Origin of the sequence: Leptolyngbya sp. CCY15150 (assembly GCF_016888135.1) — a bacterium.
Lineage (GTDB): Bacteria > Cyanobacteriota > Cyanobacteriia > RECH01 > RECH01 > RECH01.
The window spans coordinates 280,382-298,164 of the sequence record NZ_JACSWB010000174.1; the positions used below are offsets into that span (position 1 = coordinate 280,382).

Sequence of the window (17,783 nt, forward strand, 5' to 3'; positions counted from 1 at the left end):
GATGATTTACAAACTGGGCTGGATCAATTGCTCCAGTTGCTCCAAAAGCTCTGGATGCTGCTGCAGCTCCTGCATAAGATCATCGCTTTGCCCGGCTAATTGCTGTACCAGTTGAGGATTTTGCATCAGGTATTGCACCAGTTGAGGATTTTGTTCCAGGGTAGTTTGTACTAGTTGCAGTACCCGTTGCGGATCGTTGCGCAGCATTTGGATGGCCTCCTGCTCCGCCGCCGCAGTCTCTTCCTGGGATATTCCGTCTGGTAGTTGAGCGATCGCCCGTGGCTGCAAACTGGGCATCAGCCATGAGCCGACAGACAGAGCTGTGGTCAGGATCAAGGTGGGAAGAAATTTGAGTGTCATGTATATAGATCTAGAAGGATAGGGATTGCGATGGACGGGAACGATGGACAGGAGCGATCGCCCCCAAATCAGCTACCATGCTAGCGCAGGGCAAGATGGCTGCAATCGGTGGTTCTTGGGAATTTGTCGTCGGATCGAGTTCCTCCAAGACCATCCCCAAGACCCAGAGCATCGTTAGCTAGAATAGTGACAAGCCAAGGGCGATCGCCCCTGCCCATTGCCCCGTTCAGAATCTTCATGTTGCCCCTATGCCCACCTACCCCGGACTGTCGAGTGCTGCCTTTCGCCACCCCCAAGATGAGCAAGCCGAACAGGCATTGCGCAGTGTGCCTGGATTTGACCTTGTAGCCCGCAAATTTGTGGAATTCGTCTACGAACGTCCGCGCTACGTCTATCTCATGGGCAACAGCATTGAAGTTGGGCCGCGCCAATATGCGTCGGTTTACCACATTTTCCGCGATTGCATCCTGTCCCTTGATATCTATCCCGAACCCACGCTGTTTGTGTCCCAAGCGCCCTTGGTGAATGCCTATGCCCTCGGGCAAGAGCGCCCCTGCGTGGTGTTGAATACCGGGCTATTGGATTTACTCGATGAAACCGAGTTGCGATCGGTGATGGCCCACGAACTCGGTCATATTAAATGCGGTCACACCACGCTCAACCAGATGGCAAGCTGGGCCATTACGCTGGTGTTTGGACTATCGAGCATGACCTTTGGTCTGAGCAGCTTGGTGAGCACAGGCTTAATCCTGGCGTTTTATGAATGGTTGCGGAAGGCAGAACTATCGGCCGATCGCGCTGCGCTGTTGGTGATGGATGAGCTGGATCCAGTCTTGCGCAATATGATGAGGCTGGCAGGAGGCAGTAGCCGCTATGCCCATGAGCTAGATCTGCGGGAATTTGTACGCCAGTCGGAACGCTACCACGATCTAGACGAAGACGGGCTGAATCAGGTGTATAAGTTTTTTCTGTATAATAACGTATCCCAGGGCGTTTTTCTAACCCATCCGTTTACAGTAGAGCGGGTTAAATATCTCCAGGAATGGTCTCAGTCACCCGACTTTCAAGCGATTCGGACGGGCAACTACGCGCGATCGGAAGATAATGCGGTGGATGTGGAACCGGAACGGAAGTCGGCAACCCGCAGCGAGGCAGACAGGCTCCGCGATGAAATCGATCAGCTTCAGCAAGAACTGGAGCGTCTGCGGCGATCGCGCCCTGAATAACCCAAGGCTCTCTTAGATAAGTATAGATTCAGCCAAGAGGGCGATCGCTTCTAGAGAGGAGCGATCGCCCGATCGTCGATATTAGGCTAGGCGCTCAGCACCTTTTGTCGCGCTACCTCTGGGCTAGCTACCTGTTGAATATAGTTAGCTAGATACTGGACATGATTCTCGCTGGTAAAGCGCTGCATCACCGCCTCATACCCGCGCTGGGCAAGCGTATCAGCAAAGCTGCGATCGCTCAAGAGCCAGCGAATAGAGGCACTGAGCGCCTCAGGATTGAGGGGAGGAATGCCCAAGACAACTCCTTCAGCAATCAGCTCCTCTGCCAAGCCTGGCGTGCGGGTCATGATCACAGGACGGCGACAGGCCATAGCTTCGATGAGCGTGGTCAAACCCGCAGAGTAATCATTGGGCAACAGGCTCACAACCACAACATCCGCATCACGATAGAGTTGACGTAGGTCTGGCCAGTCATAGTGCTGCATCGTCATATAGCTAGGCACTGGATCCGGAAGGGATACCCTGGTATTCGATGATGCATTGGGGGAAACAGCACAGATATGAACGTCAACATCTAGATCGCTAGTAGCCACAGCCAAGGTTTGATAGTCGCGCTGCTCTAATCCTCCACTGGCAATCAGAGGCCGTTTTTTATCCGCAAGACAGGCACCAGGCGTAAAAAATCGTACATCCGTTTGTTCTGGCAAGATGCAGATGCGATCGCTGGGCAGCGACAGCCAATCCATCAACGACTTAGCTTTCCTTTGGGTATTCACCACAAACGTTGGAATATGGTGTTGCAGATTAAACATCTTAAGGACACCACGTACTCGGGAGCGATCGGGAGCCATGACCGAGACCACAAACTTAGTTCTTGCCTGCTTCCAACCTGCGAGGATAGCAAGAGGCAAACCTACGTCCTCCCCGGCACAAAACACAACATCATTATCACCTAGATAAGGCAGCAGGCAGCGGGCCAGCGCCCAGTGCTCAGGCTGTCCAATAATTTTTGCTAGGATCTTATCGTGTACGGTTACCTGTTTTTGATCCGGCTGATGCACCTGTGCATTTAACTGTTGACGCAAGGCCCATAACGCATGACGTGGCTTCTGATCGTTGGCAGCAGCTTCCTCTATCCCGTCTAGGTCAAACGGGCGGCTCAAGACAATATGATAAGCCATGTAACACTCCATGAGCGAAGACTTAGCGGGGTTAATAAAAAATTATGTCTGAAGGAACATCAGGGGATAGAGCAAGTCTGACCTAGAATACTAGAACCTGAAAGCTTCCAGTCTTGAAGAGCTGACGACCTGCTTGTGTCGATATCTCCTGCCTAATACTCGAAAAGGATGCACCAACCAATGGAAATAAGATGAGTAAGACGATGGCTGTATATAGCACTACAGTAGCGCCTTATGATCCTATCTGGCAAGTAGCTTTACGGTAACTTTATGGTCACCTGAGCATAACAATTGCCGCTGAACTTGCATCATTATCCATAGAGTATCCTCTATAAATCAAGACGGCTGCCGAATTGTGTTCCAACGACAGGATTAAAGCTGTGATCGTTGAATTATCTAAGTTGTGAGCATTTTACAAGGTATGGAATCACCTAGGTTGTGAGCATTGTGGGGGGCATTGACGATGTCCCACCCCAGTTCTAGATCTAGACGCTGCTAAGCAATGCGCTAGAAGTGCGCGCTCTGACTACCAAGCTAGCCATGGGGAAACTACGGACGATAGGAAGAACCCAATGGGTCAACAGATAGTGTTGCTAAATCAGGGCAGCAACCTCTAGCTAGAAGCTCTGAAACTCCATGCGGCGTTGCTGAATACAGGTATGAATTGCTCAATCTGCCCTCACCCTAGCCCTCTTCCTAGGATAAGGGAACAGGCGTTCTAACTCCCTTCTCCCTGGGGAGAAGGGTTGGGGATGAGGGCAAATCATCTATCGATTCAGCAATGCCCTCCATGCAAAGTGTTCCGGAATCATACTGCTATTCAGCAAAGCCTTCCATCGTTTAACATCTATCCAGCTCAAGGTTCTGCCTGTAGCTCAACAGATAGCAACCTCAGCTCACTAGATCGATCCTTGACTCAGGATCTGGAATGGGGAAGGCGATCGCGTTAGTATAGCAATCAACTCACCCCGTCACCCCCTTCCTGTCGCCTAGCTGCCATGTCTCCAGATTCACAGCTCAACCTGTCTCACCAATTGCAAAAACTGCGCCAGCAGCGCTATGCCGATCGCCAGGTTAGCAAAACGCGATCGCTGCAAATCCAAGCGTTGCTCCAGCGCCTCACAGATCATCTTGAACAGGATGTGTTCATTCAGCAGCAGACGGATCACGTGCGGCGATCGCTGCAGTGCGATCGGGTGGTGATCTACTACTTTTACTATGAATGGAAGGGGCAGGTGACCTTCGAGTCCTTGAGCCAGCCGATCTACTCCATCTATGGATCCACCGGAGCGGATGACTGCTTCAATGATGAGTATGCCCAACGCTACCTCGAAGGGCGCTATAGCTACATCTCCGACCTCGATACAGCTCCCATCCATCCCTGTCATCGAGACTTTTTGTCTAGCATTCAGGTCAAAGCCAGCCTAGTGATGCCAATTTTGCCAGAGCGGCCCGATCATAAGCGCCTGTGGGGGTTGCTGGCTGCCCACCACTGCGCAGAACCGCGTTGGTGGTCTACATCCGACATGGAAGCCATGCAGACCGCAGCCCAGGAGCTAGCCCAACGGTCATCCATCCAGAACCTGTGAGCCTCTTAGGTGTTGCTCATTCTGGATATCTAGGTCAAAAATAATTCGCGAATGCCACCGCTGCCGATTTCCACCGCGAGGGCGGCCAGCAGGAAGCCGAGGATTTTGGTAATAATCACAGCACCTTCAGCTCCAATCCAGCGATCGATGCGGGATGACTGGCGCACAATAAACCAGGTGACGATCATGGCGCTGATGATGCCACCCACAACACTAACGCGGGCGGTGGGCGATTCCGACATGAGAATCATCACGGTGGTGAGGGTGCCAGGCCCAGCCATGAGGGGGAGTGCTAGGGGGGTAATGGCTACGTCGCGCTCTTCATCCACCAAGGGGGTATCCATCCCACCTTGCAACATGTCTAAGGCAATCAGCAGCAGCAGCAGCCCCCCGGCTACCTTGAGAGATGCCATGCTGATGTGTAAATAGCCCAAAATTGCTTGGCCGCCAAAGGCAAAGCCTAGCAACACAGCCGTTGCCACCACGGAGGCTCGATCCACAACTCGGCGTTTTTGAGCAACATCCATGCCTTTCGTTAGAACGATAAAAATAGGCGCATTGCCAAGGGCATCCGCCAATACAAAGACGGCTACAAAGGTTTGTACAAAGATTGAGCTATCCATTCTTCCCCCTGTTTGATTGACCCAGAATGTGATGTGAGGTTCAGCATAGGCATCTGCAGGCATCTGTGCTGCTATGGATGAACAAACAGCCCCCTCAGGTGTGTTCGAGGGGGCTTATGCATCCTAGATTCTAGGATGGCTATATGCTAACGAGTAGCGGCTGGCATTCCTAAAATATCCTCGATCTTAGGCATTTGATCCAGCGGAATCACACGACCCTCGTCCTCAAACTTGGCAATTTGGTCGAAGTTCAAGTATCGGTATAGCTCCGATGCAAAGGGATTGATCTTATTCGCCACTACTTCCAGATATTCCTCCATCGTGGGAATACGACCCAACAGTGCGCAGGCTGCCGACAGCTCTGCTGAACCTAGATAAACCTGGGCTCCCTTACCCATGCGGTTGTTGAAGTTGCGGGTTGAGGTAGACATCACTGTTGTTTCATCGGCCACGCGAGCTTGGTTGCCCATGCAGAGGGAACAGCCCGGCATCTCCGTGCGAGCACCGGCTGCGGCAAAAATGCCGTAGTATCCCTCTTCCCGCAGTTGTTTTTCATCCATACGGGTAGGCGGACAGATCCACAAGCGTCCCTGCACTGGCCCCGCTCCTTCCATCACCTTCGCTGCTGCTCGGTAGTGACCAATGTTGGTCATGCAGGAGCCGATGAAAATTTCATGGATAGGATCGCCAGCGACTTCAGATAAGGTTTTGATGTTATCTGGATCGTTGGGAGCCGCCACCAGCGGTTCTTTGATCTCGTTCAGGTCAATCTCGATAATTTCTGCATACTCCGCATCTGGATCCGCAGACATCAAGTAAGGATTGGCCAGCCACTCTTCCATCTTAGCGATGCGACGGGTGAGGGTACGAGCATCTTGGTAACCGCGGGCGATCATATTCTTCATCAAGGCAATGTTCGATCGCAGATATTCCGCTACGGTCTCTTCACTGAGCTTGATGGTACAGCCTGCACAGGAGCGTTCTGCGGTGGCATCGGTCAGTTCAAAGGCTTGCTCTAGTTTTAGGTCAGGTAAGCCTTCCATTTCCATGATCCGACCAGAGAAGACATTTTTCTTATTTTTCTTCTCCACGGTCAGCAAGCCCTTCTGGATAGCCACATAGGGAATGGCATTCACTACATCCCGCAGGGTGATGCCGGGCTGCAACTCACCGGTGAAGCGCACCAGCACCGACTCCGGCATATCTAAGGGCATGGCTCCGATCGCTGCCGCAAAGGCGACCAGACCAGATCCAGCGGGGAAAGAAATGCCCATGGGGAAACGGGTGTGGGAATCGCCGCCGGTACCTACCGTATCGGGGAGCAACATGCGGTTCAGCCAAGAGTGGATGATGCCGTCTCCCGGCCGCAGGGCCACGCCGCCCCGCTCGGCGAAGAAGTCGGGTAGGTCTTGGTGGGTTTTGATGTCCACGGGCTTGGGATAGGCGGCGGTGTGGCAGAAGCTTTGCATCACCAGATCAGCGCTGAACCCAAGGCAGGCGAGTTCTTTCATCTCGTCGCGGGTCATGGGGCCGGTGGTGTCTTGGGAGCCGACGGTGGTCATCATCGGTTCGCAGGACGTACCCGGACGCACGCCGGGTAGGCCGCAGGCCTTGCCCACCATTTTTTGCGCCAGGGTAAAGCCCTTGCCGGTGTCTGCAGGCGTCGCCGGCCGGACAAAGAGATCGCTGGGGGGCAATCCTAGGGCAATACGGGTTTTGTCGGTGAGCGATCGCCCAATGAGGAGAGGAATGCGACCGCCAGCCCGCACTTCATCCAAAATAGTTTCTGGCTTGAGGCTGAAGGTGGAGATCACCTCGCCCGCTTCGTTGGTGATTTCGCCCTTGTAGGGGTAGATGGTAATCACATCGCCGGTTTCCATCTGAGCAACGTCGCACTCGATGGGCAAGGCACCGGAATCTTCAGCGGTGTTGAAGAAAATGGGGGCGATCGCTCCTCCCAGAATATAGCCACCCGATCGCTTGTTGGGGACACAGGGAATGTCGTCGCCAATGTGCCACAGCACCGAGTTGATGGCGGACTTCCGCGACGAACCCGTGCCAACCACATCACCCACATAGGCAACGGGATGACCCTTGGCTTTTAGCTGTTCCAGAATGGTCAGCGCTCCAGGAATGCGCGACTCCAACATCACCAAGGCATGGAGGGGAATATCAGGGCGGGTGGTGGCGTGGGGGGCGGGGGATAGGTCGTCAGTATTGGTTTCCCCTGGCACCTTAAACACCGTGACGGTAATCTGCTCGGGCACGGTAGGACGCTTGGTAAACCAAACGGCATTAGCCCAAGAGTCTACCACCTGTTTAGCATAGGCATTGACCTCCGCCAACTCCATGACGTCATGAAAAGCATCATAGACCAGCAGAGTTTTGCTCAAAGCCTCGGCAGCCGTCTGCGCCAAGGCTGCATCATCTAGCTTGATCACCTCAATCAACGCCTGGACGCTATAGCCACCCATCATCGTACCCAACAGCACTACTGCATCGTGGGGCGGCAGTAGCGGGCTGGTCACCTCACCCTTGGCGATCGCGGTCAAGAACGATGCCTTGACATAGGATGCCTGGTCTACACCGGGGGGAATGCGATCGCGCAGAAGGGCGAGGAGGGTGTCTTCTTCCCCAGCCGGCGGGTTTTTGAGTAGTTCACAGAGGTCAGCCGTTTGCTCAGCGGTGAGGGGAAGGGGGGGAATGCCCAACGCAGCCCGCTCAGCCACGTGTTGACGATATTGCTCTAACATAGTTGATCCTCTCCAAGCGATAGCGCGAGTCTATAATTATTGTGGCAATTTCTTGCCATTACAATAGCGCGATCGCTCTACAAGTCTATCAAGAAGTCCTAACTCGGCTGCCGTCCCATCTCCACAACCGATGATGCCCTTGTCCTAGAGCAATCCTAGACCAAGGTGGGGACAGTCTCTGAGACCTGCTCAACATGGCACCGCAGACTACGATCTCTGGGCAAAAGCAGTTCGCCAAAGACAACAAGGCGATAAGATGGAGAGAAGTTTCTGGATCGGTGGTCGTGCGATCGCCCCCAGAGTTGCTCCAGGTAGTTCTAGCGTCTCATTTTTGGTGTCTATGGTTATCACCCTATTAGTCTATGCTGCCCTAGGCGGTGCCTATTTGTTGGTCATGCCAGTGGCTATCTTTTTCTACCTCCAGCAGCGTTGGTACATCGCCAGTTCCATTGAGCGGGTGCTGATGTATTTCATGGTCTTTTTCTTCTTCCCAGGGCTGTTAGTGCTCAGTCCTTTTGTCAATCTTCGCCCCAAAAAACGGCAATTGTCCTAAGCGATCGCCGGTTCATGATGGGGACGTTCCATACTGTTTCGGGATAGCAAGCCATGCGGCGAATTGATGTAATTGGCGTTGGTTTCGGCATCTTTGCCGCCGGAGGGCTCATCTATTTGGGTCTCCGGGGTGCTGGTCTCGAAGGAGCCAATGCTGGCATCTGGAGCCAGGTCGTCTTGCTGGGTGGCGTGGGCGGATGGTTGGTGACCTACCTATTTCGGGCCGGCACGCACACGATGACCTACAACCAACAGCTTCGCGACTATGAAGACGCGGTTTTGCAAAAACGTCTGGATGAAATGACCCCCGAGGAACTGGCTGCCCTGCAGGCCAAACTCGACCAAGAGTCTGAATCATCCGAGGATGCGATTGCTGATTCAGAGTAATGCCGGAGTGATCACAGCTCCTGCCTGAAAAAAAAGGAGAGCGATCGCCTGTTGGGTCAAAATGCGCCGTAGAATGGGGAACGGTCAGCGCGTTTTGGTGGGGTTTGTTATGGTTTCTGTCTCTCAACGGATGAATGCACTACGGGATCGGGGCCAATGTGCGCTGGTGCCGTTCATTACAGCAGGGGATCCAGATTTAGAGACAACCGCTAAAGCATTGCGGCTGTTGGATGCCAACGGCGCTGATTTCATCGAGCTGGGGGTGCCCTACTCTGACCCGCTGGCGGATGGCCCAGTGATCCAAGCGGCTGCCACCCGAGCCCTCGCCAACGGCACCAAGCTGGAGCAGGTGCTCGATATGGTGCGCACCGTCTCCCCCGATCTGCAAGCTCCAATCATTTTGTTTACCTACTACAACCCCATTTTGAATCGTGGGCTGGAGAAATTCTTCCAAACCATTGCCGAGGCAGGGGTGAAGGGGATTGTCATTCCCGACTTGCCCCTAGAGGAAGTGGGAGATGTGATGGCGGCGGCTAATCAAGCGGCGGTGGAGGTGACGTTGCTGGTGGCTCCCACCAGTCCCATGGAACGTATTCAGGCGATCGCTGCCCAGTCCCAAGGGTTTATCTATCTTGTCAGCGTGACCGGCGTGACCGGGATGCGCACCCAAATGGGCAACCGCGCCAAGGAGCTGCTCAGCGATCTGCGGGGGGTCACGGATAAGTCCATCGGCGTGGGCTTTGGTATTTCCCAGCCAGAACAGGCCCGGCAGGTGATGGAATGGGGGGCAGATGCGGTAATTGTGGGCAGTGCTTTTGTGAAGCGATTGGCCGAGGGCAGTCCCGAGCAAGGTCTAAAAGCGATCGCTGCCTTTTGCCAAAGCCTGAAAGCTGCCATTACCGCTGACCAAGGCTAAGTCTTCACAGTCCCACGTTAAATACCAAAGGCACGCTTAGCGGCAGTGAGCTTGGCCTTGCGATCATCCAACCCGTTATAGCCACCGTTAATCATCAGAGTAACCTGTTCCACATTGTCGCGGTCGGCCCAGACGTTGATCTGTCGCGAATCCCAATACCAGCCAGCACTACGGCAGGCTAAGACATCGGTGACGAGCAGGGTAGGCTGCTGAACTAAGTCAACCCCTAGGGCATCGCCACATTGGCGATAGTTGAAGCGGCCGGTAATCTGGATCAGACCGCGGCCCTTATAGCGCCGTCCATCGCCGGCAAAGAAGTTGCCCAAATCTGCGCGCCCTTCATAGTCACTGCCATCAGCAAATTCTTCCACCGCGTTGAAGTTGGCCGATTCGTGGGCCACCTGAGATAAGAAATGGGCTTTGCGCAAGGGCGTGCTGATGTTGAACTCCACTAGGGTGGCATTGAGGTGGGGCAAAAACTTACGGAGCTGCGATCGCTGCGCCGTGGGAGCAATCTGCACCAGTTGCGATTCCGTCACTTCTTGAATAGTGGGGAACAGTCCTTGATAGGGCAAGCGCTCGACGGGGCGTCCTGGAAGCTGATTGAGCCCGCGCAGGGTGGTAATTTTGCGGATCACATCATCCACTACGGCATCGGTTGATCCTAAGCGATCGCTGTTGATATTGGTGATAAACACCTGCAGCGCATCCGCTGCCCGGCGACGAAATTCTGGAAATGGGATAGAGTCCGGCAGAACAATCACCCCTTGATAGGGCAGGCGATTACTCGGCCGCCCCGGCTGCCGCCCTAGAGCCCGTAATAAGGAATCGGCCAGATCATCCGCTGCTGTCGGCGTTATATCTGGAATTTCCGCCACCAATCGCCGTAGATGTTGCCCGCCCTGCTGCCGCCAAAGCTGAAGCTGTAGGGTACTAATATTGACTTGAGTGTAGCCAAACAAGCCTTCATAGGGATAGACGCCTACTGGGCGGGTGATGGAAAATCCCTTGAGAGAACGGATCAGAGCATCAGCCTGTTCATCCATCGGCAAAATGCTAGGAAGGCGGAGTCGCTCTAGGTAAACTTGCACACCGGCCGCAGCCTGCTGCCGTAGCTCATTCACGGGCTTTTGCCCAAATAATCCCACATAGGGATCTCGTCCCAGGGCCCGAGGTGGCTGTTCGCCGAGAGCCCTCAATAGGTCATCGACCAAGCCATCGGTAGCGGTGAGCGTTGAACTCGCAATCCTTGGTATCAAAACCCTGAGGGTGCTGCCTGCTTGGGTGCGCCAAGTTTGGAGATGAGAGGAAGTGTTCATGGTGAGGAGCGATCGCCCGCGTCTGCTAACGACAGGGTGGCGTAGACTACACCACCATCCTGAAGAGTACTGCAATTTTGGTCATTCAGCATCCGGTCTTGTTGCGCATGTATAGCATGGGTGCGATGACGTTGGGGCTCCAGACATTCCAAGCCTTTGGGCGATCGCCGATACCGTTCAGACGTGAGCCAGCGCAGGGTGAATGACGAGGCTGATGATCGCCGTTGCATTTCTCTATCGAATCCATAGATGAGATAGCCGCATCTTATCTGATGATGTCGTTTAGCAACACTGCTAGGCTTGATGACTACTGGCTTGGGCCTTGCTGAATGCAGATAACTTGGCTATGGCGTCTAGCCTCTATGCCTCCTTTTAAACCAAGAATCCCGAGAGCTTCCAACCCTCGGGATCCTATCGATGGGCAAGCGATCGCCCTTGAACACCTCAACTCTCAGCCTTTAGCCTCCAAGCCAAACGTCTGAGGTACGGGGATCAGTGCTAGAGAAGGCTGCCGACTTCTGCGCCCAACAGTTCAGCGATCGCTTGGCCCTCTGCGGGTGGTTCCGACGGCATCACCTGCCGGGCATCGGTAATCAACCAATCTAGCGCCGCCGCCTGCACATCAATGGATGCACCGGTTTTGTCTACACAATAGCGACCAAACACCAGCTTATCGACCAAGCGCACCCCTGCACCCAGACGCGAATATTCGAAGATAACGCTATTGTCTACCGTTGCACCGCTGCAAATGTAGCAATTTGGGCCAATCATCGACGGGCCAATAATAGTTGCACCATCTTCAATGCGAGACATGCCGCCAATGTAGACCGGCCCTTGGATGTCAACCTTGTCCCAGTTCACATCCACATTCAACCCTACATAGACCCCAGGCTGGACTTCGCGTCCAGGAATCTCGACATTCTTAACCTCGCCGCTCAAGACACCACGAATGGCACGCCAGTAGTCAGGCACCCGACCAATGTCAACCCATTCGAAGTCCATCGCCACGCCAAAGAAGGGCGCATTGTCGGCCACCAAACGCGGGAACAGGTCACCCCCAATATCGAAGGTTTCCCCAGATGGAATGTAGTCAAAAATTTCTGGCTCGAAGATATAAATCCCAGTGTTGATGTCGGTGCTCAGAGCTTCATCCACCGAAGGCTTTTCTTGGAAACTCTTAATGCGTCCCTCATCATCCGTGACCACGACGCCGTAGCTAGAGACCTCATCCAGCGGCACAGACTTCATCACCACCGTGGCGATCGCCCCTTTCTCCCGATGCACGCGCACAGCTTCAGTCAAATCAAGGTCAATCAGGGCATCACCGCAGAGCACCACGAATGTGCCATCAAAAAATGGCGAAAAGTCTTGAATGCGACGCATTCCACCCGCTGAGCCCAGGGCTTCCCCAATCAGCTCACCGTCTACGATTCGTCCCTCGAACGAATAGGCAATTTGCACCCCAAAGCGCTGACCATCTCGGAAATAACCCTCAATTTCATTAGCAAGATGGCTAACGTTGACCATGATTTCATCAAAGCCATGCTGGCGCAGTAGCTCTAGCAGAAATTCCATCACAGGTTTCTGCAAAATCGGGATCATGGGCTTGGGAATGGTGTAGGTAATCGGGCGAACACGAGTTCCCTTGCCAGCAGCCAGAATCATAGCTTTCATAAATGTCTATCCCTCTACCTTGGGTTTAACGTCAATGTAGTTGGTTGGTGTGGTTGCTGAGGCATCCCCCTTGAATGAACAAGCGTTGACCCTACCCAACATCACACTGGGTAAGTCTAGGAATGGTGTCACTCCTGCATTCAAGCGATGCATGTACTCGGCAGCCCAGATCGACCCGTGGAAATATGCGGATAGCTCTAAATAGGGCATTCGTTTGAGGCTAATGGTGAGTACAGACCTTACTACTTGAAACCTTAGCTTCATCAGGGGTAACTTGCCAATTGTCTGGCCACTAACTAACGCCTCCACCCGAGAAACAACCCTCAACCTGACACACTTCCATTGCAATGAGCAGCGTTCCACCACAGTTCAAACGATCTGTAGGAGCATCACAAGCAGTGGCTTGCCATAGAGCAGTTGCCTGAAAACATTGCTGAGAGACTTTTGCCAAATGCAAAGGCGTAACTTCTCATTCGACAAAACTTCAACGAATCTTAACAATCTATGCTCGCTGTCTAGTTTAGCAGGTTGTTATGGTCGTATTTGGTGGTGATCATCACAGGACTGTTGGTGGTTGCGGGCTAGGTGCCGATTGCAACGCTAGCCCCCAAGCCCTGCGCAGAATGCCCCCTTAATCTGGTAATACAACAGCAGACAGTTCAGACAGTTCACTGGCGGCCAGAGCTTGGGCGTCTAAACTGCGCAAATGCAAATCTTGGTAGAACTGTTCTTGGGCTAATTCCACCTTCGACTGAGACGATAGGTAGAGCAAGGCCCAAAAGACGCCGACGCGATCGCCCTGTTCGGAGTGAGCTTCACTACCGGAATCAGGCTTAACAAACTCAGAGAGCCCGTGGCCAGGCGGATCCATCCAATAGTCTAGTAGGCGTTCAAATTCGATCCATTCGTCATCTGCACTGAGCTGGGGCCAAAAGTCCGTCAAAAATTGTTCGAGAGCAGCGGCAATTTCCGAAAGATTTTCGTGGTGGGCAAGCTGGGCGATGGTCTTCACCGCCTTGCTGTGGGACTGGGGTCTGGGCCGACGCGATCGCCCCCGCCGAGACCGGGGTTCGTTCATGGTCTTGGCCATCACCTCAAGCTGGGCGATCAGTTCCTGGAGCGTCACCCGTCGCTGCTGCGGTGGGTTGACCGATGCCCGGCGGCGCAGTTGCTTTTCTAGGCGGCTGGGCAGAGGCGGCTGATCTAGATCGCTAGCACATTCAGACTCTGCCTCTAGGTCATCCGAGGTATCCTCAGTGGCACTAAGCCGGGCCAGGCTATCGGCCTTGAGCAGCACCAGCATGGCTGCATAGAGCAAGGCCTGCCCCGATTCCGATAAATCTGCCTCATAGGGCGCACGCCCCTCCACCACAGGCGTTTCCAAGGAGCGAATTTGCAGCAAGACGCGATCGATCACATCAATCACCTGCACATCCCAGGGATCGAGTTCTCCTTGCTCCGCCATTTCAATCAAAAGGGCGATCGCGTTATGGGCAATGGAACGGGCCATAGGCTCACGATAGATAGGGCACGGTAGATTCCAGGCTAAGCGCTTTGGGCAGCAGGATCGGTAGTGTCATCCTCTTGGTCGCCACTTGGGGGTGAGGCCGGTAGCTGCAACGGTTGATTCTCCAACTGCAGCTTGTACTGCTCTAAATCCTTTTCAAGCTGCTTGATTTGGGTATCTCGCTGTTTAATGGTTTGACGGTTAGCGACTAGGCTTTGCAGCCGTGACCAAACACTAAAGACCCAGGCCATCATCGCCCCAGCTCCCATGGCCACCAGCAGCTCAATGGCTAGGGGAGCCCGAAACTCAATTCCCTGCATGACGTGAATGGCAACGATGTCCGTATTTTGAATACTAAACAACATCAAGCCCAAACCCAGCACAAAAATGAGTACGGAGTTAATCTGACGCATGGGCTTCTCCTTTAGGCAGCGGTGTGGCGTAGCTGCAGTATGTACTATGCCGCCAAAAGTCTAACAGGTTATGGCCGAGAATGACGGCGATCGCTCAAAGTTAGACCAAGTTCACCCTGACTGGATATCGATCAGTCTTACTGGAGACCTCTCGGCCGATCGCTCTTGACATGGTGTGGGTCAATGGAGCTACGGATTAAACAAAGACCACCTGGCGATGATTCATACGTCATCATCTCGGTAGTCCAAAAAGCCTTTAAACAGAAAAGTTCTCGGGAGTCTTTCCGTGTTTCGACCCCGAGAACTTTTGCTTTCGCTTCGTTACTCCTCACACTGTACTTATCATACACCATCCTCATAGGGAGCGCTAGCTAGGATGACAGTTTGTAAAATGGCACACTTGCCTGGACACTTGCCTGGACACTTGCCTGGACACTTGCCTGGACACTCGCCCAGATACTGGCACAAATGTCCTCCAGCATGATGCCTCACGCTTCCAGAATGCAGACCTCTAGGCATCTGACAATTCTAGTTTCCAAAATTGTCACAAATCTTGTCAGAGTTTTTGCCAGAGGTGCTATGCTCCACTGTGAATAGCTCATCAACGTAGGTTGCCTTGCAGGTGGTTAGATACCCATGCAAGGGGTGTACCCGCGTTGAGCGGCAAGCCAGGCTGAGTGAGGGATAAAACAGGTCTGGAGGTTGGTACATGCGATACGTCTCTAGGTATGACGCTTGTCATCTATCAATGATCTCTAGATGGTCTCTGAAGATGGTCTCTGACATCAATGATCTCTGATGGGCAGGAGTCTGTAGCCTAGAATCCCTCAGTCTTAATGGTGTGATGTGTGGAGTGTGTAGCAATGGTTGTATCGGCTGTAATCAATGGTGCAGGGCATGAGCCCCCCCAAGCGGGATCGGCAGAATGGCAAGCGATCGCCCTGCCTGAGACTCAGTTATTTGGTACCGATGGTATTCGTGGGCGGGTGGGAGATGTCTTAACGGCTCCCCTAGCGCTCAAGGTCGGGTTCTGGGCGGGACAGGTGCTGCAAGCCTCGTCTCCCTCGGTGGGCCCAGTGCTGATTGGGCAAGATTCTCGCAATTCTGGCCCCATGTTGGCCATGGCGCTGTCCGCAGGGCTAACGGCGGCAGGGCTGGAGGTGTGGAACCTGGGCCTCTGTCCTACGCCCACGGTGGCCTATCTCACCCATGCCTTGGATGCTGTTGGCGGCGTGATGATTTCCGCGAGCCATAACCCGCCGGGAGATAACGGCATTAAGTTTTTTGGAGCCGGGGGCAGTAAGCTATCGCCTGATCTCCAGCGTCAGATTGAGGCCGGTCTGCGAGGTGGGCAAGATGGCCCTTCAGCGGCAACGGGATGGGGGCAGCATTACCACCGTCCTGAGTTGGTCAGTCAATATGCCGAGTCGCTCCAGGCTCCCCTGCGATCGCGGGTGAGTTTTTCGGGGTTGCGGGTCGTGTTAGATCTGGCTTGGGGCGCAGCAGCAGAGGTTGCCCCGCAGGTGTTCCGCCAACTGGGCGCTGAGGTGATCTGCCTGCACAATCGTCCCGACGGCGATCGCATTAATGTCAACTGTGGATCAACCCACCTAGGGCCCCTGCGAGCAGCCGTGCAAGAGCATCAAGCCGATCTAGGGTTTGCCTTCGATGGCGATGCCGATCGGGTGCTGGCGGTCGATCGCCAGGGTCGCGTCGTTGATGGCGACTATATTCTGTATTTCTGGGGACAACTGCTGCGTCAACAAAACCAGCTCCCTCAAAACCTGATTATCTCCACCGTGATGGCGAACCTAGGCTTTGAGCACGCTTGGCTGCAGCAGGGCGGCCAGTTGATTCGGACGGCCGTTGGCGATCAGCATGTCCATGCGGAAATGGTGCGCCAAGGGGCCATGCTGGGCGGTGAACAGTCGGGCCACATCCTCTGTCCCCACTACGGCGTCTCCGGAGATGGTCTGCTCACGGCGCTGCACTTGGCGGCATTGGTGCAGCAATCGGGTCTATCCTTGGCTGAATGGATGGATCAAAGCTTCCAAACCTATCCTCAACTGCTGAAAAATGTGCGCGTTGAAGATCGCGATCGCCGTCTGCAGTGGCACACCTCTGAGATGCTCCAGGAAGCGATCGCCCAAGCCGAAGCCGCCATGGTAGATCAGGGCCGCGTGCTCGTGCGGGCCTCGGGTACCGAACCGTTGATTCGGGTCATGGTCGAGGCGGCCAGCGAAGAGCTCACCCACTACTGGACGAACACGTTGGTCTCCGTAGTTGAGCAATACGCTGCCTGCTAATGGAGCCGCCTGTATCGACGCCCCCTCAAGTTTTGGATTGAGGGGGATTGCCAACGTGTTTCAGCCTTACACCAAAGCCGGAACTTGCGCTTGAGCTGCGGGATATCCCGATTCCACAGCAGAGCCGTAGACCTCACAAGAATTGTTTGGACTCTCAATCAACCGCACTTTATAGAGCGTTGCGCCAATATCGCGGATCGGGGCTTCTAGCACCTGGCGAATATACACAGCAATCTGTTCAGCCGTGGGCACAATCTCCTTAAAGTAGGGAATGTCGTAGTTGAGGAACGTGTGATCCAGGGGTTCCGTTACATAATCCTCGACGATCTGTTGAAAGGCACCGAGATCGGCAATCATGCCCGTGCGTTCATCCATCTCACCCGCGATCGTCACTTCTAGGTGATAGTTATGTCCGTGACCATGAACTCGGGCACATTTACCGTAGATCTCTAAATTTTCCTCTAGAGACAGATGGGGCAAGGCCAACCGGTGGGCGGCGCTGAAATGGGTGCTCAGGGTTAGATGTGCGTTCATAGATTGTCCGTGGTATTCTGCCCAAAGTTCAGGATGTTCGAAAAGCTGAATGCGTACCAGCGGCAGGTGAGGAGCAAGACGCTGCCAGATCACCCGCGCTAGATTCTCGGTTGTGGGTAGGCTTTGGCTAAATTCTGGCCAAGCTTGGTTGAGGGACGAAAAGTCGAGTTGGCTGGTCACCTCTCGCTTAATGACATGCTTCACATCCGATAGGTTCAGCACCATGCCGTATCGGTCAAGGTCTCCCTCCATCGAAACGTAGAGGACGTAGTTGTGACCATGGCCTGGAGCGTCAGCACAGCGACCAAAACGTTCGGCATTCTCCGCATCGCTTAGCTCTGGCAACCAATATCGATGACTCGCCGAGAACTGGGCTCGACGATTGATGATGCATTTCATAGGCTTAAGGGGCGGACTTGTGAAGTTCCGTAAAGTAGCTTCTT

At 53.9% G+C, this 17,783-nt stretch carries 17 protein-coding genes; 6 read left to right on the forward strand and 11 right to left on the reverse strand.

Annotated features, from left to right (window positions below; all coding sequences use genetic code 11):
- Positions 1 to 6: 6 nt before the first annotated feature.
- Entirely contained in the window at positions 7 to 360 is a 354-nt protein-coding gene (locus JUJ53_RS13110) for a hypothetical protein (RefSeq protein WP_204152468.1), read from the reverse strand.
- Positions 361 to 370: 10 nt separating this feature from the next.
- Positions 371 to 532, reverse strand: a complete 162-nt coding sequence (locus tag JUJ53_RS13115) for a hypothetical protein (protein ID WP_204152469.1) — start codon at positions 530 to 532, stop codon at positions 371 to 373.
- 76 nt (positions 533 to 608) lie between these two features.
- Between JUJ53_RS13115 and JUJ53_RS13120 the strand changes: the two genes are divergently transcribed.
- The gene (locus tag JUJ53_RS13120; protein ID WP_204152470.1) at positions 609 to 1,586 is read left to right on the forward strand and encodes a M48 family metallopeptidase; all 978 of its coding nucleotides are present in this window, start codon (positions 609 to 611) and stop codon (positions 1,584 to 1,586) included.
- A gap of 86 nt (positions 1,587 to 1,672) precedes the next feature.
- Here the strand turns inward: JUJ53_RS13120 and JUJ53_RS13125 are convergent, their stop codons facing one another.
- A complete protein-coding gene (locus tag JUJ53_RS13125) occupies positions 1,673 to 2,767 on the reverse strand; it encodes a glycosyltransferase family 4 protein (RefSeq protein ID WP_204152471.1) in 1,095 nt (364 codons plus the stop codon).
- Positions 2,768 to 3,765: 998 nt separating this feature from the next.
- Between JUJ53_RS13125 and JUJ53_RS13130 the strand changes: the two genes are divergently transcribed.
- The gene (locus JUJ53_RS13130; RefSeq protein WP_204152472.1) at positions 3,766 to 4,356 is read left to right on the forward strand and encodes a GAF domain-containing protein; all 591 of its coding nucleotides are present in this window, start codon (positions 3,766 to 3,768) and stop codon (positions 4,354 to 4,356) included.
- 29 nt (positions 4,357 to 4,385) lie between these two features.
- On the opposite strand, the gene JUJ53_RS13135 is transcribed toward JUJ53_RS13130, so the two are convergent.
- Positions 4,386 to 4,979 carry a MarC family protein gene (locus tag JUJ53_RS13135; protein WP_204152473.1) on the reverse strand — a complete coding sequence of 198 codons (594 nt, stop codon included), beginning with the start codon at positions 4,977 to 4,979 and terminating at the stop codon, positions 4,386 to 4,388.
- Positions 4,980 to 5,125: 146 nt separating this feature from the next.
- Positions 5,126 to 7,732 (reverse strand): bifunctional aconitate hydratase 2/2-methylisocitrate dehydratase, encoded by a 2,607-nt coding sequence (gene acnB / locus JUJ53_RS13140; protein WP_204152474.1) that lies wholly within the window; start codon positions 7,730 to 7,732, stop codon positions 5,126 to 5,128.
- Between the two features lie 340 nt (positions 7,733 to 8,072).
- Between acnB and JUJ53_RS13145 the strand changes: the two genes are divergently transcribed.
- From JUJ53_RS13145 to trpA, 3 genes are all read left to right on the forward strand, one after another.
- Entirely contained in the window at positions 8,073 to 8,285 is a 213-nt protein-coding gene (locus JUJ53_RS13145; protein WP_204152475.1) for an NAD(P)H-quinone oxidoreductase subunit L, read from the forward strand.
- A gap of 53 nt (positions 8,286 to 8,338) precedes the next feature.
- Positions 8,339 to 8,671: a DUF3007 family protein gene (locus JUJ53_RS13150; RefSeq protein WP_204152476.1), complete on the forward strand. Its 333-nt coding sequence runs from the start codon at positions 8,339 to 8,341 to the stop codon at positions 8,669 to 8,671.
- A gap of 109 nt (positions 8,672 to 8,780) precedes the next feature.
- A complete protein-coding gene (trpA, locus tag JUJ53_RS13155) occupies positions 8,781 to 9,587 on the forward strand; it encodes a tryptophan synthase subunit alpha (RefSeq protein WP_204152477.1) in 807 nt (268 codons plus the stop codon).
- A 17-nt stretch (positions 9,588 to 9,604) separates the two neighbouring features.
- On the opposite strand, the gene JUJ53_RS13160 is transcribed toward trpA, so the two are convergent.
- The 5 genes from JUJ53_RS13160 to JUJ53_RS13180 form a co-directional block, all read right to left on the reverse strand.
- The gene (locus JUJ53_RS13160) at positions 9,605 to 10,906 is read right to left on the reverse strand and encodes a glycoside hydrolase family 19 protein (RefSeq protein ID WP_204152478.1); all 1,302 of its coding nucleotides are present in this window, start codon (positions 10,904 to 10,906) and stop codon (positions 9,605 to 9,607) included.
- Positions 10,903 to 11,136 (reverse strand): hypothetical protein, encoded by a 234-nt coding sequence (locus tag JUJ53_RS13165; protein ID WP_204152479.1) that lies wholly within the window; start codon positions 11,134 to 11,136, stop codon positions 10,903 to 10,905. The genes JUJ53_RS13160 and JUJ53_RS13165 overlap by 4 nt, the downstream gene beginning before the upstream one ends.
- A 268-nt stretch (positions 11,137 to 11,404) precedes the next feature.
- Entirely contained in the window at positions 11,405 to 12,580 is a 1,176-nt protein-coding gene (locus JUJ53_RS13170; RefSeq protein WP_204152480.1) for an NDP-sugar synthase, read from the reverse strand.
- Between the two features lie 631 nt (positions 12,581 to 13,211).
- Positions 13,212 to 14,090: a segregation/condensation protein A gene (locus JUJ53_RS13175; protein WP_204152481.1), complete on the reverse strand. Its 879-nt coding sequence runs from the start codon at positions 14,088 to 14,090 to the stop codon at positions 13,212 to 13,214.
- Positions 14,091 to 14,125: 35 nt separating this feature from the next.
- Positions 14,126 to 14,500 carry a LapA family protein gene (locus JUJ53_RS13180; protein WP_204152482.1) on the reverse strand — a complete coding sequence of 125 codons (375 nt, stop codon included), beginning with the start codon at positions 14,498 to 14,500 and terminating at the stop codon, positions 14,126 to 14,128.
- Between the two features lie 863 nt (positions 14,501 to 15,363).
- On the opposite strand from JUJ53_RS13180, the gene glmM reads away from it, so the two are divergent.
- Positions 15,364 to 16,806, forward strand: coding sequence for a phosphoglucosamine mutase (glmM, locus tag JUJ53_RS13185; RefSeq protein WP_204152483.1), 1,443 nt, complete (start codon positions 15,364 to 15,366; stop codon positions 16,804 to 16,806).
- A gap of 66 nt (positions 16,807 to 16,872) precedes the next feature.
- Here glmM and JUJ53_RS13190 read toward each other — a convergent pair whose 3' ends face one another.
- Positions 16,873 to 17,739 (reverse strand): 6-carboxytetrahydropterin synthase, encoded by an 867-nt coding sequence (locus JUJ53_RS13190; RefSeq protein ID WP_204152484.1) that lies wholly within the window; start codon positions 17,737 to 17,739, stop codon positions 16,873 to 16,875.
- Between the last annotated feature and the right edge of the window lie 44 nt (positions 17,740 to 17,783).